Here is a 19,989-nt window from a genome sequence, read left to right as displayed (position 1 = left end):
GGTGACGTGTGGAGCTGACAGATACTAATCGTTCGAGGACTTAACCACAGTCTAATAAAGTGTAACATTTAAGTGAATCTTGTTATCATACGTTATTTAGTTTTGAAAGAATAACATTCTTTCTTCAATTGCATATTGTCTGGTGATGATGGCAAAGAGGTCACACCCGTTCCCATGCCGAACACGGAAGTTAAGCTCTTTAGCGCCGATGGTAGTTGGGGGTTTCCCCCTGTGAGAGTAGGACGTTGCCAGGCACGCATAAAAGGAGAACAGCAGAGATGCTGTTCTTTTTTTTGTATAGAAAAAGAGAGAACTTATTTCAAATGATGCCGGTGTTTGAAATAAATTGGCTGATCGGGCATAAATCTTACTTTGCGAGCAGAAAAGGAGTTTAGACGAGCATAAATGGGGAAGCTGCTGTCATCCAGTGTATGAATGAGCAGAAGCTCCAGACCAAGGCCAAATTATAAAAAGACACAATCTACATGTATATAACTCTGAAAATGTCCTTTTTCTAGCTGCCCTTGCGAATTTGATCTATTAAATAGCATTTCAAACGCGCATTTCAACGAGCTTTACGAGCTTACTCTCTGCAAACCGTGTTCCACTATCCTTTTTAGAGTGCTCTAACTCTCCAGAAGTCCCGTTTCACTCTCCGGAATCGGCATTTACTTATCCTCGCGCGCCATTCCCCCATTGTGTCTTTCCAGAAACTTTAGTAAGATATGACCTGTTACCTTCATTAGAAGGTTGAACAAGGTTAGGAGGAAGTCGATTGCTTTCAAATAGTGTAACGATGGTGTTCATCATCTTGCTCATCAATATTGTTTATGTATCATTTTTTACGATACGCATGATTTTGACGTTAAAGGGTCAGCGGTATTTAGCGGCTTTTATCAGTACGATTGAGGTTGTTATTTATGTCATTGGCCTTGGGCTGGTGCTCGATAATTTAAATGAGATTCAGAACTTGATTGCTTATGCTGTTGGTTATGGCATTGGAGTTGTTGTAGGGATGAAGATTGAAGAGAAGCTTGCTCTAGGGTATATTACAGTTAATGTGATTTCAACAGAGAGTGAGAAGGATTTGCCGGCGATTTTAAGAGACCGCGGATATGGTGTGACAGACTGGATGGCGAACGGGCGCGAGGGCGATCGTTTGGCGATGCAGATTCTGACGCCGCGCAGGTATGAGCTGAATTTATATGCTGCGATTAAGGAGCTTGATCCGAAGGCGTTTATTATTGCTTTTGAACCCAAAACCATACATGGCGGTTTCTGGGTGAAGGCTGTAAGAAGGAGCAAGATTGAGGTATGACGGATAAACCTAAAAAGCGAAAGTTCGAAGTGCTTGAGGGCGAGACGATTGACAGCTGTCTTTCCCATATGCAAAAAGAAGGATATATGCCTGTAAGAAGAATGGAAGAGCCCATCTTTAAAGAAGAGAAGGTAAATGGTGCTATTGAAGTGGTACCTTATGGTAAAAAGATAGTTTTTGAAGGAAAACTGATCTAAATACGAACATTTTTGTCTAGATAAACATTATTGTTCGATTTTGCGTTGACAACTTCTCAAGTGTGCTGTTATGATAAACATGGATATGAAAACGAATGTATTTTACCTCATATAAAGTCGGGAATATGGCCCGAAAGTTTCTACCCGATAACCGTAAATTATTGGACTATGAGGGAAAGTAATTTTCAGCCTGTCATGGAACGGCTTTCTTTAAAAATGTTCTGATGCCCGGTTTGTATTGCTTTCTCTTATAGAGAAGCGATGCATGCTGGGCTTTTTTTATGGATAAAAAAGGTGGGATATAGAATGGAAGCAGCGGTTGGGATTATTATGGGAAGCACGTCTGACTGGGAAACGATGAAGCACGCGTGCGAGATTTTAGATGAGCTGCAGGTGACTTACGAGAAAAAAGTCGTTTCAGCGCATCGTACACCTGATTATATGTTTGAATACGCAGAAGATGCTAGAAATAGAGGGTTAAAGGTTATTATTGCAGGTGCAGGCGGTGCAGCGCATTTGCCTGGCATGGTAGCAGCGAAGACAACGCTTCCTGTTATTGGAGTGCCTGTTCAGTCAAAAGCGCTGAATGGCATGGATTCCCTGTTGTCAATTGTTCAAATGCCCGGAGGTGTTCCGGTTGCAACAGTTGCGATTGGTAAAGCAGGAGCGGTAAACGCGGGGCTGCTTGCTGCACAAATCTTATCGATAACAAATGGTGAGATTGCAGAAGCGCTGGAAACAAGACGTGAACGAACGAAAAAAAACGTGCTGGAAAGCAGTGATGAGCTTGTCTAACAAAACGATTTTGCCGGGTTCTACAATTGGAATTATCGGCGGCGGACAGCTTGGAAGAATGATGACAGTGGCTGCCAAAAGCATGGGATATGATGTTGCTGTTTTAGATCCGACCCCGAACTCACCGTGCGGACAGCTTGCAGACTATGAAATTACTGCTTCATACAATGATTTATCAGCGATAAAGAAGCTTGCTGAACTTAGTGATGTGATAACTTACGAGTTTGAAAACATAGATTACGAGGCTTTAAAATGGATTGAAGAAAATGCACACCTGCCTCAAGGTTCTGTTCTTCTCGCTTTAACTCAAGATCGCGAGACAGAGAAAAAGGCGATTACAGACGCGGGCTGCAAGGTTGCAGACTACAGGATTGTCAAAACAGCAGAAGAACTTTCCGCTGCTGTGCAAGAACTTCAGTATCCATGTGTTTTGAAAACATGCAGAGGTGGCTACGATGGTAAAGGGCAGGCTGTAATCAGGCAGGAAAGCGATATACCTGAAGCTGCAGAGCTTTTAAACAGCGGTACATGTATTTTGGAAAAGTGGGTGTCTTTTGAAAAAGAGATCTCGGTGATTGTTGCCAGAAATTCTGATGGAGAGATCAGCTCATTACCAATTGCAGAAAATATCCATGTAAACAATATCCTACATCAAAGCATCGTGCCTGCAAGAATACAGGAAGAGGTTGCTGAAGATGCAAGAAAACAGGCAGACCTGCTTGCAAAAGCTTTTAGCCTGGTCGGGACACTTGCTGTTGAAATGTTTGTGACAGAAGACGGTGAAGTATTTATAAACGAGCTTGCTCCAAGGCCGCACAATTCCGGTCATTACACGATCGATCTTTGCGAGACGGATCAATTTGAGCAGCACATCAGAGCTGTATGCAATTTGCCGCTCGGAAAGCCGGCACTGCTGCATCCTGGGCTGATGGTCAACGTTTTAGGCGAACATATGCCGCTTGTTTTAAATAATCTTTCGTTATTCCGCGAAGGTAAGATATACTTGTACGGTAAAAAAGAGGCGAAGCACAGACGGAAAATGGGCCACGTCACTTTTTTAACAGAGGCAATAGATCAGACGGAAACAGAGATCAACAAACTATGGGCTCAACAATAGAACGGAGGATTTATCAATGATTGAACGCTACACAAGACCTGAAATGGGTGCAATTTGGACGGAAGAAAACCGTTTTAAAGCTTGGCTTGAGGTTGAAATTCTTGCATGCGAGGCATGGGCTGAGCTTGGGCACATCCCAAAGGAAGACGTAAAGCTGCTTCGTCAAAACGCTTCATTTGATATTAACCGCATCAAAGAGATTGAAGAAGAAACACGCCACGATGTGGTTGCTTTTACAAGAGCCGTTTCTGAAACGCTTGGAGACGAAAGAAAATGGGTGCATTACGGCTTAACTTCTACAGATGTAGTTGATACAGCTCTTTCTTATCTTTTAAAACAGGCTAACGATATTCTCTTAAAAGACATTGAAAACTTTGTTGAGATCTTAAAAAACAAAGCGATTGAACACAAATACACAGTCATGATGGGCCGTACACATGGTGTACACGCTGAGCCGACGACGTTTGGCCTTAAGCTTGGCCTGTGGTACGAGGAAATGAAACGCAACTTAGAGCGCTTCAAGCGTTCAGCAGAAGGCATTGAATTCGGAAAAATGTCCGGCGCAGTTGGTACATATGCGAACATCGATCCATTTGTTGAAGCATATGTGTGTGAAAAGTTAGGCTTGCAGGCAGCTCCAATCTCTACTCAGACATTGCAGCGCGACCGTCACGCTGATTATATGAGCACACTTGCATTAATCGCAACTTCAATTGAGAAATTCGCAACAGAGGTTCGCGGTCTTCAAAAGAGTGAAACACGCGAGGTTGAAGAATTCTTTGCAAAAGGCCAAAAAGGATCTTCAGCAATGCCTCACAAACGCAACCCGATTGGTTCTGAAAACATGACAGGTCTTGCAAGAGTCATCCGCGGGTATATGATGACTGCTTACGAAAATGTGCCTCTATGGCATGAGCGCGACATCTCACACTCATCTGCAGAGCGAATCATTCTGCCGGATGCAACCATTGCATTAAACTACATGCTGAACCGCTTCGGCAACATCGTGAAGAATTTGACGGTCTTCCCTGAAAACATGAAGCGCAACATGGACCGCACACTTGGCCTTATCTACTCACAGCGCGTTCTTCTTGCCTTGATTGATTCAGGTATGACACGGGAGCAGGCTTATGATATCGTGCAGCCAAAAGCGATGGAAGCATGGGAAAAACAAGTGCCATTCCGCAGCCTGGTAGAAGCGGATGGAACGATCACAGACCGTCTATCAAGTGAACTGATTGATGACTGCTTTGATTACAACTACCACTTAAAAGGTGTAGATACGATTTTTGACCGTTTAGGTCTATAAGCTGAATCAAAAAAACAATGAGGTAAATATTTTATTTGCCTCTTTTTTAAAGAAGCACTTCGATGGTGTCCGGCTGCATCGCCCAACTCCTCGGCCAGAACGGATTCGTCAGCAAAGGCAAAAAGCGCCTTTACTGCCAAATCCTTATCTGCCATGCCTGAGCTAACCGGGCGATTCCGCACTTCGATAGTTCCCAATATTCTGTCGTTATTAGGAGGATTTTCATGACTATTCAAAAGTTGAACCTGCTTTATGAAGGCAAGGCGAAGCAAATTTACCGCACAAATGAAGATGCTGTTTTACTAGTTTCATATAAAAACTCTGCAACAGCCTTCAATGGTGAGAAGAAAGCTGAAATCGAAGGAAAAGGCCGTTTGAATAATGAAATCTCAACGCTGCTGTTTGAAAAGCTAGCTGAGAACGGCATTGAAAGTCATTTCATTAAAAGGCTTTCCCAAACAGAGCAGCTTGTCAAAGAGGTTTCGATCGTGCCGCTTGAGGTCGTAGTCCGCAACATCATGGCAGGAAGCCTCTCAAAGCGACTTGGAATAGAGGAAGGAACACCGCTTAAAACTCCAATTGTAGAATTCTATTATAAAAATGATGATCTGGGTGATCCTCTTATCACGGAAGATCACATTGAACTCCTTGAAGCTGCAACGAAAGAGCAAGTGCAGGAGCTGAAGGAAGCGGCATTAAAAGTGAATCAGGTTTTAATCAGCCATTTCAAAGACTGCGGCATCCGCCTGGTGGACTTCAAGTTAGAATTTGGTTTAACAAAGGATGGCACGCTGCTTTTAGCAGATGAGATTTCGCCTGATACGTGCCGGTTATGGGACGAAAAAACGAATGAAAAGTTTGATAAAGATGTTTTCCGCCGTGATATCGGCAGCTTAACAGATGCATACTCAGAAATTTTAAATCGTTTAGGAGGAGAAACAGCATGTACAAAGTAAAGGTATTCGTTACACTCAGAGAAAGCGTTCTTGATCCACAGGGAAGCGCGGTACAGCACGCATTGCACAGCATGAACTACAAAGAGGTTAACGATGTTCGTATCGGAAAGTACATGGAGCTTACGATTGAAAAGACTGAGCGTGACCTGGACGCAACGGTTCGTGAAATGTGCGAAAAGCTGCTTGCAAATACAGTCATTGAAGACTATCGCTATGAGGTGGAGGAGGTTGTCGCACAGTGAAATTCGCCGTCATCGTTTTTCCGGGATCAAACTGTGATATCGATATGTTCCACGCTGTCAAAGATGAGCTTGGAGAAGAAGCAGAATACGTTTGGCATGATGAAGCAGATCTAAGCCGTTTTGACGGCATTCTCCTTCCAGGGGGATTCTCATACGGAGATTACCTTCGTTCCGGTGCGATTGCACGTTTTGCAAATGTCATGAAGGAAGTTGTTAAAGCTGCTGAAGCGGGTAAGCCGGTTCTTGGCGTCTGCAACGGGTTTCAGATTTTACTTGAAGCAGGTTTATTGCCTGGTGCGATGAAGCGCAATGAAAACTTGAAATTCATATGCCGTCCGACAAAGCTAATTGTTCAAAATGAAAAAACAATGTTTACCTCTGCCTATGAAAAAGAGCAGGCCATCTCTGTTCCAATCGCACATGGTGAAGGAAACTACTATTGTGATGAGCTGACTTTAGAAAGATTAAGAGAAAACAATCAAATTGTCTTCACATATGAAAACAATCCAAATGGAAGTTTGGAAGATATCGCGGGAATCGTCAATGAGCGCGGAAATGTTCTTGGAATGATGCCGCATCCGGAACGTGCAGTTGATGCACTGCTTGGAAGCGCGGACGGACTGAACCTATTTAAATCGATCGTGAAAAACTGGAGGGAATCTCATGTCACTACTGCTTGAACCAACACAGCAAATGATTAAAGAAGAGAAAATCTACCGTCAAATGGGCGTTAGTGATGATGAGTTTTCAATGATTGAAAAGATTATGGGACGCCTGCCGAATTATACAGAGCTCGGTATTTTCTCTGTCATGTGGTCAGAGCACTGCAGCTATAAAAATTCCAAGCCTGTTTTAAAGAAGTTCCCAACTACAGGCGAGCATGTTCTTCAAGGACCTGGCGAAGGTGCAGGGATCGTTGATATTGGAGACGAGCAGGCAGTTGTGTTTAAAATCGAAAGCCATAATCACCCTTCCGCGATTGAACCTTATCAAGGGGCAGCAACAGGCGTAGGCGGAATCATCCGTGATGTTTTTTCAATGGGTGCGCGTCCTATTGCCCTATTAAACTCTCTGCGCTTCGGGGAATTAACATCTCCTCGCGTTCGTTATTTGTTTGAAGAAGTTGTTGCAGGTATTGCAGGCTACGGAAACTGCATCGGTATTCCTACTGTCGGAGGAGAGATTCAGTTTGATCCTTCTTATGATGGAAATCCGCTTGTAAATGCGATGTGTGTGGGCTTAATCAACCATGAAGATATAAAAAAAGGTGTAGCAAAAGGAATCGGCAATACCGTGATGTATGTGGGCGCTAAAACAGGCCGCGACGGTATTCACGGCGCTACATTTGCATCAGAAGAACTGACAGATGCATCAGATGAAAAACGCCCTGCTGTCCAAGTAGGCGATCCGTTTATGGAAAAGCTTTTGCTTGAAGCTTGTCTAGAGGTTATAAAATGCGATGCTCTTGTTGGCATTCAGGACATGGGAGCAGCCGGACTTACAAGCTCGACTGCTGAAATGGCGAGCAAAGCAGGTTCAGGCATCGAGATGAATTTAGATTTAGTACCGCAGCGTGAAGCAGGAATGACACCTTATGAAATGATGCTCTCAGAATCACAGGAGCGGATGGTATTAGTCGTTGAACGGGGCCGCGAAAAAGAAATCACCGACATTTTTGACAAATATGAGCTTGAAGCAAAAGCAATCGGGGTTGTAACAGATGATAAAATGCTCCGCCTTCTCCATAAAGGCGAGGTTGTTGTAGAAATTCCGGTTGATGCATTGGCTGAAGAAGCACCCGTCTATCACAAGCCATCTGCTGAGCCGGCTTATTACAAAGAGTTCCAGGAGATGGAAGCAAGCACGCCTGAAGTGGGCGACTTGAAAGAAACACTTGAGAACCTCTTAAAACAGCCGACAATTGCGAGCAAAGAATGGGTTTATGATCAATATGACTACATGGTCCGCACAAATACGGTTGTAGCGCCTGGATCTGATGCAGCGGTTCTCCGTATTCGCGATACAAATAAAGCACTTGCGATGACAACAGACTGCAACTCAAGATATCTTTACCTCGATCCTGAGGTTGGCGGCATGATTGCAGTTGCTGAAGCAGCACGCAATATCGTCTGCTCAGGGGGAAGACCTCTTGCAGTAACAGACTGTCTGAACTTTGGGAATCCTGAAAAGCCAGAGATCTTCTGGCAAATCGAAAAAGCAGCTGATGGCATGAGTGAAGCATGCCGTGTGCTGAATTCACCGGTAATTGGCGGAAACGTATCGCTTTATAATGAAACAAACGGAACAGCTGTTTATCCGACACCTGTTATCGGGATGGTTGGACTCATTGAAGATACAAAATACATTACAACACAATCCTTCAAAGCAGCAGGCGACCTGATTTACTTGATCGGAGAGACGAAAGCTGAATTTGGCGGCAGCGAGCTGCAAAAAATGGTTCACGGCAAGATTTTCGGCAAAGCACCTGAAATGGATCTTGGAGTTGAAGCAGAGCGCCAGGCGCAATTATCTGCAGCCATTCGCGCAGGATTAGTAGCCTCTGCCCATGACGTAGCAGAAGGCGGCTTAGCAGTAGCAGCTGCAGAAAGCACATTCGGCACGAACGGGCTTGGCGCAAGCATCACAGTAAATGGCGAAGCAGTTGCCGCGCTGTTCAGTGAAACACAGTCCCGCTTTATCGTGACAGTTAAGCCTGAACACCAGACAGCTTTTGAAGAAATGACAGATGCTGCACTAATCGGAAGCGTAACAGAAGATGCAGCCTTCACTGTGAAGAATGAAACAGGCGAAATCTTAATTCAATCTAAGGTAAGCGCGCTTGAAACAGCTTGGAGAGGGGCGATTCCATGCTTGCTGAAATCAGAGGATTAAACGAAGAGTGCGGAGTGTTCGGAATTTGGGGACACTCTGAGGCACCGCAAGTCACATATTACGGCTTGCATAGTCTTCAGCACCGCGGTCAAGAAGGTGCAGGGATTGTTTCAACGGACGGGAAGAAGCTGACTTGTGTAAAAGGGCAGGGCCTGATCACAGAAGTATTCAGCGGCGGCCGTCTGAATGATATTAAAGGAAAAGGAGCCATCGGCCACGTTCGCTATGCGACGGCTGGGGGAGGCGGTTTTGAAAATGTTCAGCCGCTTCTTTTCCGTTCTGAAAGCGGCGGCCTGGCTCTTGCTCATAACGGGAACTTAGTGAATGCAAACGGGCTGAAACATCAGCTTGAAAATCAGGGAAGTATTTTTCAATCAACATCAGACACAGAAGTGCTTGCTCACTTAATTAAGAGAAGCGGATACTTCTCAATGAAGGATAAAATTAAAAATGCGCTGACGATGATCAAAGGAGCGTATGCTTTCTTAATCATGACGGAAACGGAAATGATGGTTGCGCTGGATCCGAACGGTCTTCGCCCATTATCAATCGGCATGCTTGGTGACTCTTATGTTGTCGCATCTGAGACGTGTGCTTTTGACATTATCGGTGCTGAATATCTTCGTGAGGTTGAACCAGGAGAGCTTTTAATCATTAACGATGACGGCTTGCATTCAGAGCGCTTCTCCATGAACGTCAACCGCGCGATCTGCAGCATGGAATACATTTATTTTTCAAGACCTGACAGCAACATCGACGGCATTAATGTTCATACAGCGCGCAAAAACCTTGGGAAACGCATGGCAGTTGAAGCTCCGTTTGAAGCAGATGTTGTCACAGGTGTGCCGGATTCAAGTATTTCAGCAGCGATTGGCTATGCAGAAGCATCCGGTATTCCTTATGAACTTGGCTTAATCAAAAACCGTTATGTCGGCAGAACATTTATCCAGCCATCACAGTCTCTGAGAGAGCAGGGCGTGAAAATGAAGCTGTCTGCCGTACGCGGCGTTGTTGAAGGCAAGCGGGTTGTCATGGTGGATGATTCCATTGTGCGCGGAACAACGAGCCGCAGAATTGTCAATATGCTTAGAGAAGCGGGAGCCACGGAAGTGCATGTTTGCATTACGTCGCCGCCGATCAGCAATCCGTGCTTCTACGGAATTGATACATCTTCAACTGAAGAATTGATTGCAGCGAGCCACTCAGTGGAAGAGATTCGCGAAATAATTGGGGCTGACACGCTGACTTTCCTAAGTGTAGAAGGGCTGCTTGAAGGAATTGGACGCCCTTATGAAGGAGAGCGCCGCGGTCAATGTTTAGCTTGTTTTACAGGGAAATATCCGACAGAAATTTATCCAGATACTGAATTGCCTCATGAAAAGGAAGAAGTAATGACGAAATAAGAGCGGGGGAATGTGTGATGTCAAACGCATACAAGCAGGCAGGCGTTGATATAGAAGCTGGCTATGAAGCCGTTTCGCGAATGAAAAAGCATGTAGCTAAAACAATGAGAAAAGGCGTTATGGGAAGCCTCGGCGGATTTGGCGGCATGTTCGATCTTTCAGAGCTGAATTACAAACAGCCGGTCCTCGTATCGGGCACAGATGGTGTAGGCACAAAGCTCAAGCTTGCATTCCTTATGGATCAGCATGATACGATTGGTGTAGATGCAGTCGCGATGTGTGTGAATGATATTCTTGCACAGGGCGCAGAGCCATTGTTCTTCCTTGATTATTTGGCGCTAGGAAAAGCAGAGCCTGTCAAAATTGAACAGATCGTCAAAGGAGTAGCAGACGGCTGCGAGCAGTCAGGCTGTGCTTTAGTAGGCGGAGAAACAGCCGAAATGCCTGGTCTATATGACGGGGACGAATATGATATCGCAGGCTTTGCGGTTGGCGCTGTCGAAAAAGAAGAGATTGTTACAGGCGAGAATATACGAGCAGGTCACGTCTTAATCGGACTTTCCTCAAGCGGACTGCACAGCAACGGTTTCTCATTAGTACGCAAGATTTTGCTTGAAGATCACGGTCTTTCATTAAAAGAGCAAATTGCACCTCTTCAGCACTCACTTGGTGAGGAATTGCTGCGTCCGACTAAGATTTATGTGAAGCCGGTATTAGAAGTATTGAAGAAGTATAAGGTAGATGGCATGGCCCACATTACGGGCGGCGGATTTATTGAAAACATTCCGAGAATGCTGCCTGAAGGCTTAGGGGCAGAAATCGATTATGGCTCATGGCCGATTCCTCCTGTCTTTGATTTGCTTCAGGAAAAAGGGGCGCTCAGCCAGGAAGAAATGTTTAACATCTTTAACATGGGCGTCGGCTTTGTTTTAGCGGTTGAATACAAGCAGATGCACAATGTCATCAATGAAATCGAAAAGTACGGCGAGAAGGCTTACATCATCGGACGTGTGAAGGAAGGCCAGGGCGTCACATTTGGCGGAGGCTCTCTCACATGATGAAGATCGCAGTATTTGCTTCTGGAACGGGCTCGAATTTTCAGGCTATTCTAGATGAAGTGAAGAGCGGAGGACTGGCAGCGGAAATTGCGCTTCTCGTTTGCGACAGACCGGGAGCAAAAGTCGCCTTACGCGCTGAGAAAGCAAACATTCCTGTCTTCGAGTTTTCACCGAAGGAATTTAAAAACAAGGAAGCATTTGAAACGATTATCCTGAATCAATTGAAGCAGTATAACGTTTCCTATGTGGTGCTTGCGGGATATATGAGACTCATTGGAGAAACGCTGCTTACCGCTTATCCAAAAAATATCATCAATTTGCATCCATCTTTGCTGCCGTCCTTTCCAGGCAAGGATGCCATCGGTCAGGCTTTTCATGCAGGAGTGAAAGTAACTGGTATTACGATTCACTTTGTAGATGCAGGCATGGATACGGGCCCTATAATTGCTCAGAAAGCACTCGAAGTAGAAGAGTCCGACACGCTTGAGTCCTTAACTGCTAAAATTCATAAGCTCGAACACACATACTATCCGCACGTACTAAATACCCTTTTCCAAAAAAGAGAGCTAGAGGTGTAAAGAATGACAATCAAACGCGCACTTGTCAGTGTTTCAAATAAAGAAGGCATCATTCCTTTTGTAACAGAGCTAGTGGAACAGGGAATTGAAGTCATTTCAACAGGCGGAACGAGCAGCTTGCTTCAGCAAAACGGCGTCAAAGTAACAGGAATCTCAGAGGTAACGGGTTTCCCTGAAATCATGGACGGCAGAGTGAAAACTTTGCATCCGAACATTCACGGCGGTCTGCTTGCTGTCCGCAGCAACTCTGATCACATGAAGCAGCTTGAAGAAAACAGCATTTTGCCGATTGATTTAGTAGTCGTGAATCTTTATCCATTTAAAGAAACGATCTCCAAGCAGGACGTGACATTTGATGATGCGATCGAAAATATCGATATCGGCGGTCCGACCATGCTTCGTTCAGCAGCAAAAAATCATCAGGATGTTGCCGTAGTTGTAGATCCTGCTGACTATGCTGAAGTGCTTGAGCAGATCAAGAGCGAGAAAGAAGTTACCCTTGCAACAAAGCAAAAACTTGCTGCAAAAGTGTTCCGCCATACCGCTTCTTATGACGCGCTCATCGCAGAATATTTAACGAATGCTGTTGGCGAGGAAGATCCTGAGACAGTGACTTATACGTTCGAGAAAAAACAATCGCTGCGCTATGGTGAAAATCCTCACCAAAATGCTACTTTTTATAAAAAGCCTTTGGCAAGCAATGTTTCAATTGCTGAAGCTGTACAGGTTCACGGCAAAGAACTTTCATACAACAATATTAAAGATGCAGATGCTGCTCTTCAAATCGTAAGAGAATTCAAGCAGCCGGCAGCTGTTGCTGTAAAACATATGAATCCATGCGGCGTCGGAACAGGCGAAACGATTTTCGAAGCGTTCACTCGCGCTTATGAAGCAGATCCGACTTCGATTTTCGGCGGAATCATCGCACTAAATCTTGAAGTGGATAAAGAAACTGCTCATAAATTACATGAAATCTTCCTTGAAATTGTCATTGCTCCTTCTTTTGATGAAGAAGCTTTAGCTATTTTAACGTCTAAGAAAAACTTAAGACTTCTTACATTAGATGTGTTAGGTGCAGAAAAACAGGATCAGCAAATCACTTCGATTCATGGTGGTCTGCTTGTACAGGATGAGGACACGCTTTCTTTTGACGATGCAAAAATTACGATCCCTACAAAGCGCGAACCAACTGAACAGGAGTGGGAAGACTTAAAGCTTGCATGGAAAGTCGTGAAACATGTGAAATCAAACGCAATCGTGCTAACGAAAAATCAGATGACAGTCGGCGTTGGAGCGGGTCAGATGAACCGTGTCGGTGCGGCAAAGATTGCAATTGAACAGGCAGGTGCACTTGCTGAAGGCAGCGCAATGGGATCTGATGCATTTTTCCCAATGAACGATACAGTTGAAGCAGCTGCAAAAGCGGGCGTAACAGCAATCATTCAGCCTGGCGGATCGATTAAGGATGAAGATTCAATCCAAAAAGCAGATGAATACGGCATTACGATGGTATTTACAGGAGTTAGACACTTTAAACATTAATCTAGTGAGGTGCTGGTAACGATGAACATTCTAATCATTGGCCGCGGAGGCCGTGAACATGCAATCGCCTGGAAGGCATCACAGAGTAAGCTTGCCCGGAAAGTGTTTGTTGCTCCAGGGAACGATGGAATGAGCAGCGTTGCCGAGCTTATAGCAATCGATGAGCAAAATACAGATGAGCTCGTTGCTTTTGCAAAAGAAAACGAGGTCGGGCTTACAATCGTAGGGCCTGAGGTTCCGCTCCTGAATGGCGTTGTCAATGCGTTTCAAGAAGCGGGACTGAAGGTTTTCGGTCCAACAAAGGAAGCTGCCCTCATTGAAGGGAGCAAGAAGTTCGCCAAGGAATTAATGATGAAAAATAACATTCCGACTGGAGCGTATCAATCGTTTACTTCTTTTGAAGAAGCGAAGCAATACGTGCTTGAACAAGGAGCTCCTATCGTCATCAAAGCAGATGGACTTGCTGCCGGAAAAGGCGTAACCGTCGCGTTGACAGTTGAGGAAGCAATCGACTGTCTGCGTGATTTTCTTGAGGATGCTAAATTCGGCGAGGCAAGCAGTTCTGTTGTCATCGAAGAATTTTTAGATGGCGAGGAATTTTCATTAATGGCTTTTGTCCACGGTGAGGCTGTTTATCCAATGGTAATCGCTCAGGATCATAAACGTGCATACGATCATGATGAAGGACCGAATACAGGCGGAATGGGTGCTTACTCTCCGGTGCCGCAAATTTCAGATGCTGTTGTGCAGGAAGCTGTTGAAACAGTGTTAAAGCCGGCGTCCGTTGGGATGATTGCGAATGGCACTCCATTTACGGGGATTTTATATGCAGGATTGATCTTAACGAAGCAAGGCCCAAAGGTCATTGAATTTAACGCACGCTTTGGCGATCCGGAAACACAGGTTGTGCTGCCGCGCTTAGAATCAGACTTGATTGAAATTCTGCTTGCTATTTTAGATGGAAAAGAAGCAGATCTGAAATGGCGCAAAGAAGCGGTAATGGGAGTTGTTCTCGCTTCAAACGGCTATCCGAATGAATACAAAAAAGGCGAAGCAATCGGCACGCTTCGTTCAAGCTTTGAGCAAGGTGCACTTTTCCACGCGGGGACAAAGAAAAACGGGAATGAATTTGTTGCAGATGGCGGACGGGTTTTAGCTGTGATTGCCTACGGCAGTGATTTACTTGAAGCGCAGACTCAAGTATATGAGTACGTATCTGAAGTAGCATGTCCTGCCTTGTTCTACCGCAAGGACATCGGTGCAAAGGCAACTAAACACGTTTTTTCTTAACATAGACAAACATTAAGGCAACAATACTGCCGATAAGCAAAGCAAGCACGAATGTCATATCGGTTAAATACTCCATGATCATGATGTTCACCTCTTAGCAGACTCTCCTGATGGCAGGAGAGTCTTATTTTTTGTACATTTTGGTACTGCCCAGTCCTGAGCTAAAACGGGCGGTTCCGCTTCTCTGCTGTCCAGCTCCACCTCCTAGCCCCTCGGCCAGAACGGATCCGCCACTAAAGGCAAAAAGCGCCTTCACTGGCTGATCCTTATCTGTCTGTCGGAGCTAACCGGGCGATTCCGCACTTCGGTATTGTCCGGCTCCATCGCCCAACTCCTCGGCCAGAACGGCTCAGCCAGCAAAGGCAAAAAGCGCCTTCACTGGCTGATCCTTATCTGTCTGTCGGAGCTAACCGGGCGATTCCGCACTTCTATGAAGGATTATAAGTCTTATCCTCAAACTCCAAATCCTCTTTCCGGTATTCCTGATACATAAACACCATCGGGCAGAATCTGAGAATGCCTTCTCCGACTTTCATCGCACCAAGCAGCATCATGAGCAGCAGAGAGTCCTTCCAAGGTTTTTTCGAATATTTTGCAGATGCCCAAGATAGTAAAAACAGTCCGATTGTAATTCGGATCAGTCCGTTTACAATGCCGATGTTCGGTTTCATAATAAGTTCCTCCTCTTTTTAAAATTACAGTAAATCTTTACTGCGTTAAACGGTTACATATGTTAACATATAAGATAAGAAATTTAGGGAGGGTCTGAAATGCCCCAGTCACAGGCACAATGGAAAGTCCGGCAAATCAGAAATCACATACAAGCGGCATCAGGCCATAAGCCTCCAGCTCTTGTTTTGAAAAATGGGATGTACTTGAACTCTTATCTGAAGCAATGGATCAAAGCCAACATCTGGATCTCAGATGACCGGATTGTTTATATTGGCGATAAGCTTCCTGCCGAAGAACAATCGGAGATTATCGATTGCGAAAATCGTTTTATTGTACCTGGATATATTGAGCCTCATGCTCACCCATTTCAACTTTATAATCCCCATTCTTTCGGGAAGTATGTGTCACAGTTCGGTACAACGACACTTATCTGCGACAACTTATTTTTACTTTTTCAGTCCGATAAAAAGAAAGCGCTTACTTTAATCCGTGAATTAAACGAGCTTCCTTTGCAGTATTTTTGGTGGAGCCGTTTCGATCTTCAGACTGAGGTCGTTAATGAGCACGAATATTTATCTCTCGATTTTATGAAAAAATGGATGGAACATGAATATGTTATTCAAGGCGGAGAATTAACGGGGTGGCCAAAGCTGCTCTCGGATGATGATTTGATGCTGTCATGGATGGTCGAGATGAAAGGGAAGGGAAAGCGAATCGAAGGACATTTTCCCGGGGCATCGGCAAATACTTTGAACAAAATGAAACTATTCGGGGCCGACTGCGATCACGAAGCGATGACAGGAGATGATGTGTTAGAGCGGTTAAAGCTTGGCTATACTGTTTCATTCAGACATTCCTCGATCCGGCCTGATTTGCCGCAGCTGCTTAATGGCACTCGTGAAAAAGAGATTCGCCACTATGATCATTTCTTTTTCACTACTGACGGAGCTACACCGCATTTTTATAAAGACGGCATGATGGATTCCATGATAAAAATGGCCATTGAGCACGATATCCCGGCAATAGATGCCTATCATATGGCAAGCTTCAATCCGGCCAGGTACTATCGCATGGAAGATGTAACAGGCGTTGTTGCTCCAGGGCGATTAGCGAATCTGAATATTTTGGAATCACCCGATAATCCAACTCCAGCTGCTGTGCTGTCAAAAGGAAAGTGGCTGAGAAAAGATGGAGTGCCGGCTGAGGGCTTCGGAGACTTTAATTGGAATAAATCCGGATACGGGAAAATGAAGATCGAATGGTCCCTGTCATATGATGACCTGCAGTTTTCAATGCCGCTCGGCCTTAAAATGAAGAATGATGTCATCATGGAACCGTACAGCATTACGATCGACAATTCATTTGACGAACTCGGCAGCCATCACGATGAGTCCTTTCTTGCTTTAATTGATAAGAAAGGAAAATGGCGGATCAACACCATGCTGAAGGGATTTGCCTCATCACTCGGCGGTCTTGCCAGTTCTTATTCAACAACGGGGGATATCATTTTAATCGGGAAAAGCAAGCATGATATGATCACAGCATTTAACAGAATGAAGGAGCTTGGAGGCGGCATTGTCCTTGCAGAAAAAGGGGAGGTTCTTCATGAAATACCCCTGGAGATTTGCGGAGGAGCGTCTGCTGAAGAGTTCAGTGCAGTTGTTAAAAAAGAAGAAAGGTTTAAGCAGCTGCTGAAAGAAAGAGGATATAACTTTGGAGATGCAGTTTATTCCCTCTTTTTCCTGTCGTCGACTCATTTGCCGTATATCAGGATAACTCCTGTGGGCATCTATGATGTGCTTAAAAAAATAATACTCTTTCCATCGATAATGCGTTAAAATATAAAAGTAAGCAGAAGGTGTCAATCGTGAAAAACAACATGATGAAAATGCAGCAGCTGTTCATGGCATTGCTCCTGCTCGCCATGTGTACGGCTTGTAAGCAAGAAGAAAACAGCAGCCCGAAAGCAGATGTTGTAAAAGAGGAAGAAACATCTGCGCCTATTGTGGAGAAAAACATCTATCCATTAACAGGTTTGCCCTCTGATGAGAAAGTGGAACAGCGTGCCTTTGCAGTGATGATCAACAATCATCCGGCAGCGCGTCCACAGTCTGGACTTCATCAGGCTGATCTTGTATATGAGGTTTTATCAGAAGGGAATATCACCAGATTCCTTGCTATTTACCAGAGCAATCAGCCTGCAGTAATCGGTCCTGTCAGAAGCGCAAGAGAATATTATGTAGATTTGAGCACCGGCTATGATGCAGTTTTTATTAGCCACGGCTGGAGTCCGCAGGCTAAAGAGACGCTTGAAAAGGGAAAACATGATTACTTAAATGGCTTGTTTTATGATGGCACGCTCTTTTGGAGAGCCCCATTCAGAAAAGCGCCGCACAATTCTTATATCTCTGCTGAAAATATAAAAGAAGGCGCAGATCTGAACGGAATTAACCTGTCAAAGCAGCCAAAACCGCTGCCGTATACTGGTGCAAAAGAAGCGCCTAAAGGTGATTCTGGTTTAGAAGCCATTGTCCGCTACGATCAGTCAGATGTGTGGAATTCAGACTATAAATACGACAAACAAACAGAGAAGTACTTACGATATAGCAACAATGAACAAATGAAAGACCTGGAAACAGGAGATGCCATTGCGGTCGATAATTTATTTATCGCAGAAATGAAGCATCAAACGATTGACGACTATGGAAGAAGAGCGATTGATTTAACATCCGGAGGCAAAGGGATCCTGCTACAAAAAGGCGTCAGCCGCCAAGTGGAATGGCGCAATATCAACGGACGAATCCTGCCTTATTTAGACGGTGAACCAGTCGGATTTGTACCGGGTAAAACCTGGATTAACATAGTGCCTGCTCTAGAAAATCACGTTTCACTCCACTAATTTTCATAAAAGGAGAATGAAGATGCAAATTGAAAAATTACGGGGAAAAGAACTCGACCAATTATTTGAATCTGTTTTATCATTAAAAAACCTGGAAGAATGCTATCGATTCTTTGATGACCTTTGCACAGTGAACGAAATCCAATCACTTGCACAGCGCCTCGAAGTAGCACGCATGCTGCGCGAAGGTTTCACATACCATAAGATCGAAACCGAAACAGGTGCAAGCACAGCAACCATCTCACGCGTAAAACGCTGCCTGAACTATGGCAACGATGCCTATACAATGGCGCTTGAGCGCATTCAAACACAGGAAACGAAGGAGTCATAATACATGGGAAAGGCTAAAATCGATTTGATTTTAGCCTTTGTTTTTATTCAGAGATAAGAAAGTATAAAATTTTGCACTTCGATGGCGAGCCGAATCGCTCAGGCTCCTCGGCCAGAACGGCTCCGCAAGCATTGGCAAAAGCGCCATTTTTTTTGTCGGATCCTTATCTGTCTGTCTGCGCTAACAGGGCGTTTCAGCTTTTCATTTGAGGCGGCTCTTCAAACCATCCATTTTCAATCATAAGTTTAATTCCGTCATTTGCATAGAAGTAAATATCCTTGGCGATTAAAGCAGTTTTCAGAGATAGATCGCTTCGCAAACTGAAAATCGATCCAAAGCTGCTCCCTACAAGCCCAAAGCCGTTTAACAGATAGATGCAAAACATCATCAGTTTTTGAGAAAACGGGGCGACGGTGGAAGAAGTGACGGTCCCTCCTGAACCTGCAGAGAATTGCACATCACCGTCCATAAGAAGTCGTTCAAACAGTTCAATCTGTTTTTTAGCAAGCTTTTTTCCTTTTGAAAAATACGCCTTAACCGCTTTGTCCGTTGAACACTGTCCAAAACCTGATATCAGCTGCATGCCGATGTTGTTTGTTTCAATGCCATGATGAAGATAGCCAATTTCGATATCATTTAAGGCGCGGTTATCTTTAAAAAAAGAGAAACCGCTCAGGTAGTTCTTATCTTCAATAAACTCAGTGGTCGTTGGCTTGTCAACAATCGGAGGAAGCGTTAGAATGCCTTTGTCCAGGAGATAATGAGTAGATAGCTTATACACCTTCTGAGTCACCGTTGTCAGTCCTTCATAAATGGACATGACATCTTCACGGTAAGCCATATTCATATTGAGTGTATACATTCCCATGCTTACCTCTTTTAAAATGCGGAGCAGCATGATGTCAAAGCCATTATCAAAAAGCTTCGGAGCCTCAAGGTTTACATCCTCTTTTGTAAAACCTCTCGGTATAACAACTCCCTCATCTTCAAAAATGCCTTCTATTTTGATGACAAAATGATTGAGCTCCTGCCACAAGCCTCCCATAATGTTTTTTGCCTGCTGATCTTCTGATTTTTCCATGAAATACTCTAATACTCTTAAAATCATTGTTTTTTCCTGATATGTAAGCCACAATGTACCAAGCTCAGACGAACAAATTGGATTCTTAAAATTCAATGCGATCCCTCCATAGGAGTAGTATCTCTATTTTGAATTTGAATTATGAGGATTTCTATTGGCGCGTTACAGAGGCTATGACACCCTGAAACAAGGAACATCTTGCTGCCATAAAAAATGTAGAATGCCTTAAAACACCCCAAACCCCGATTTCGTGAACAGATTGTCAAAACCTTCATAACACCTGTCCGTTTTTTGCAGGGCGTTAATTTG

Annotated in this window: 21 protein-coding genes, 1 rRNA gene and 1 riboswitch; of the genes, 18 read left to right on the top strand and 4 right to left on the bottom strand. The window is 44.4% G+C overall.

Annotated features, from left to right (window positions below; all coding sequences use genetic code 11):
- The first annotated feature begins 138 nt into the window (after window positions 1-138).
- From rrf to purB, 6 genes are all read left to right on the top strand, one after another.
- Window positions 139-254: ribosomal RNA gene (gene rrf, locus GJU41_RS14590) — 5S ribosomal RNA — on the top strand.
- A gap of 521 nt (window positions 255-775) precedes the next feature.
- A complete protein-coding gene (locus GJU41_RS14585; RefSeq protein ID WP_070875304.1) occupies window positions 776-1,318 on the top strand; it encodes a DUF2179 domain-containing protein in 543 nt (180 codons plus the stop codon).
- Entirely contained in the window at window positions 1,315-1,515 is a 201-nt protein-coding gene (locus GJU41_RS14580; protein ID WP_070875305.1) for an NETI motif-containing protein, read from the top strand. Before GJU41_RS14585 ends, GJU41_RS14580 begins: the two co-directional genes overlap by 4 nt.
- Before the next feature lie 87 nt (window positions 1,516-1,602).
- A riboswitch (purine riboswitch) is annotated at window positions 1,603-1,704 on the top strand.
- Window positions 1,705-1,821: 117 nt separating this feature from the next.
- Window positions 1,822-2,310: a 5-(carboxyamino)imidazole ribonucleotide mutase gene (gene purE / locus GJU41_RS14575; RefSeq protein ID WP_070875306.1), complete on the top strand. Its 489-nt coding sequence runs from the start codon at window positions 1,822-1,824 to the stop codon at window positions 2,308-2,310.
- A complete protein-coding gene (gene purK / locus GJU41_RS14570; RefSeq protein WP_070875307.1) occupies window positions 2,297-3,427 on the top strand; it encodes a 5-(carboxyamino)imidazole ribonucleotide synthase in 1,131 nt (376 codons plus the stop codon). The genes purE and purK overlap by 14 nt, the downstream gene beginning before the upstream one ends.
- Before the next feature lie 16 nt (window positions 3,428-3,443).
- Window positions 3,444-4,736 (top strand): adenylosuccinate lyase, encoded by a 1,293-nt coding sequence (gene purB, locus GJU41_RS14565; RefSeq protein ID WP_070875308.1) that lies wholly within the window; start codon window positions 3,444-3,446, stop codon window positions 4,734-4,736.
- Here purB and GJU41_RS14560 read toward each other — a convergent pair.
- Window positions 4,688-4,972: a hypothetical protein gene (locus tag GJU41_RS14560; protein WP_139149061.1), complete on the bottom strand. Its 285-nt coding sequence runs from the start codon at window positions 4,970-4,972 to the stop codon at window positions 4,688-4,690. The two genes, purB and GJU41_RS14560, sit on opposite strands and share 49 nt — an antisense overlap.
- Between GJU41_RS14560 and purC the strand changes: the two genes are divergently transcribed.
- Genes purC through purD form a run of 9 tightly spaced genes read left to right on the top strand, consistent with a single transcriptional unit; the run spans window position 4,967 to window position 14,697 of the window.
- On the top strand, window positions 4,967-5,692 hold the full coding sequence (purC, locus tag GJU41_RS14555) for a phosphoribosylaminoimidazolesuccinocarboxamide synthase (RefSeq protein WP_070875317.1): 726 nt from the start codon (window positions 4,967-4,969) through the stop codon (window positions 5,690-5,692). The genes GJU41_RS14560 and purC overlap by 6 nt on opposite strands.
- A complete protein-coding gene (purS, locus tag GJU41_RS14550; RefSeq protein WP_070875309.1) occupies window positions 5,680-5,934 on the top strand; it encodes a phosphoribosylformylglycinamidine synthase subunit PurS in 255 nt (84 codons plus the stop codon). Before purC ends, purS begins: the two co-directional genes overlap by 13 nt.
- Complete coding sequence (gene purQ / locus GJU41_RS14545; RefSeq protein ID WP_070875310.1) at window positions 5,931-6,614, top strand: phosphoribosylformylglycinamidine synthase subunit PurQ; 684 nt, start codon at window positions 5,931-5,933, stop codon at window positions 6,612-6,614. Before purS ends, purQ begins: the two co-directional genes overlap by 4 nt.
- Window positions 6,598-8,826 carry a phosphoribosylformylglycinamidine synthase subunit PurL gene (purL, locus tag GJU41_RS14540; protein WP_070875311.1) on the top strand — a complete coding sequence of 743 codons (2,229 nt, stop codon included), beginning with the start codon at window positions 6,598-6,600 and terminating at the stop codon, window positions 8,824-8,826. The genes purQ and purL overlap by 17 nt, the downstream gene beginning before the upstream one ends.
- On the top strand, window positions 8,802-10,229 hold the full coding sequence (gene purF, locus GJU41_RS14535) for an amidophosphoribosyltransferase (RefSeq protein WP_070875312.1): 1,428 nt from the start codon (window positions 8,802-8,804) through the stop codon (window positions 10,227-10,229). Before purL ends, purF begins: the two co-directional genes overlap by 25 nt.
- Before the next feature lie 17 nt (window positions 10,230-10,246).
- Window positions 10,247-11,287, top strand: a complete 1,041-nt coding sequence (gene purM, locus GJU41_RS14530; protein ID WP_070875313.1) for a phosphoribosylformylglycinamidine cyclo-ligase — start codon at window positions 10,247-10,249, stop codon at window positions 11,285-11,287.
- Entirely contained in the window at window positions 11,284-11,865 is a 582-nt protein-coding gene (gene purN / locus GJU41_RS14525) for a phosphoribosylglycinamide formyltransferase (protein ID WP_154319011.1), read from the top strand. The genes purM and purN overlap by 4 nt, the downstream gene beginning before the upstream one ends.
- Window positions 11,866-11,868: 3 nt before the next feature.
- Complete coding sequence (gene purH / locus GJU41_RS14520) at window positions 11,869-13,407, top strand: bifunctional phosphoribosylaminoimidazolecarboxamide formyltransferase/IMP cyclohydrolase (protein WP_070875315.1); 1,539 nt, start codon at window positions 11,869-11,871, stop codon at window positions 13,405-13,407.
- Between the two features lie 21 nt (window positions 13,408-13,428).
- Window positions 13,429-14,697: a phosphoribosylamine--glycine ligase gene (gene purD / locus GJU41_RS14515; RefSeq protein WP_070875316.1), complete on the top strand. Its 1,269-nt coding sequence runs from the start codon at window positions 13,429-13,431 to the stop codon at window positions 14,695-14,697.
- Here the strand turns inward: purD and GJU41_RS25420 are convergent.
- Window positions 14,678-14,779, bottom strand: coding sequence for an EYxxD motif small membrane protein (locus GJU41_RS25420; protein ID WP_346265498.1), 102 nt, complete (start codon window positions 14,777-14,779; stop codon window positions 14,678-14,680). The two genes, purD and GJU41_RS25420, sit on opposite strands and share 20 nt — an antisense overlap.
- A 346-nt stretch (window positions 14,780-15,125) precedes the next feature.
- The gene (locus GJU41_RS14510) at window positions 15,126-15,368 is read right to left on the bottom strand and encodes a YgaP family membrane protein (protein ID WP_070879475.1); all 243 of its coding nucleotides are present in this window, start codon (window positions 15,366-15,368) and stop codon (window positions 15,126-15,128) included.
- A gap of 99 nt (window positions 15,369-15,467) precedes the next feature.
- Here GJU41_RS14510 and GJU41_RS14505 point away from each other — a divergent pair, with 99 nt between their 5' ends.
- From GJU41_RS14505 to GJU41_RS14495, 3 genes are read left to right on the top strand one after another with little or no spacing between them, the layout of a single operon-like run.
- Window positions 15,468-17,207, top strand: coding sequence for an adenine deaminase C-terminal domain-containing protein (locus GJU41_RS14505; RefSeq protein ID WP_154319010.1), 1,740 nt, complete (start codon window positions 15,468-15,470; stop codon window positions 17,205-17,207).
- Window positions 17,208-17,251: 44 nt separating this feature from the next.
- Entirely contained in the window at window positions 17,252-18,268 is a 1,017-nt protein-coding gene (locus tag GJU41_RS14500) for a DUF3048 domain-containing protein (protein ID WP_396653226.1), read from the top strand.
- Between the two features lie 22 nt (window positions 18,269-18,290).
- Window positions 18,291-18,599, top strand: coding sequence for a YerC/YecD family TrpR-related protein (locus tag GJU41_RS14495; protein WP_070879478.1), 309 nt, complete (start codon window positions 18,291-18,293; stop codon window positions 18,597-18,599).
- 193 nt (window positions 18,600-18,792) lie between these two features.
- On the opposite strand, the gene GJU41_RS14490 is transcribed toward GJU41_RS14495, so the two are convergent.
- Window positions 18,793-19,776 (bottom strand): DUF3231 family protein, encoded by a 984-nt coding sequence (locus GJU41_RS14490; RefSeq protein ID WP_070879479.1) that lies wholly within the window; start codon window positions 19,774-19,776, stop codon window positions 18,793-18,795.
- Window positions 19,777-19,989: the final 213 nt, after the last annotated feature.

It is taken from the genome of Metabacillus idriensis (assembly GCF_009674765.1).
Taxonomy (GTDB): Bacteria; Bacillota; Bacilli; order Bacillales; family Bacillaceae; genus Bacillus_P; species Bacillus_P idriensis.
This window is presented reverse-complemented; position numbering and strand designations above follow the sequence as displayed.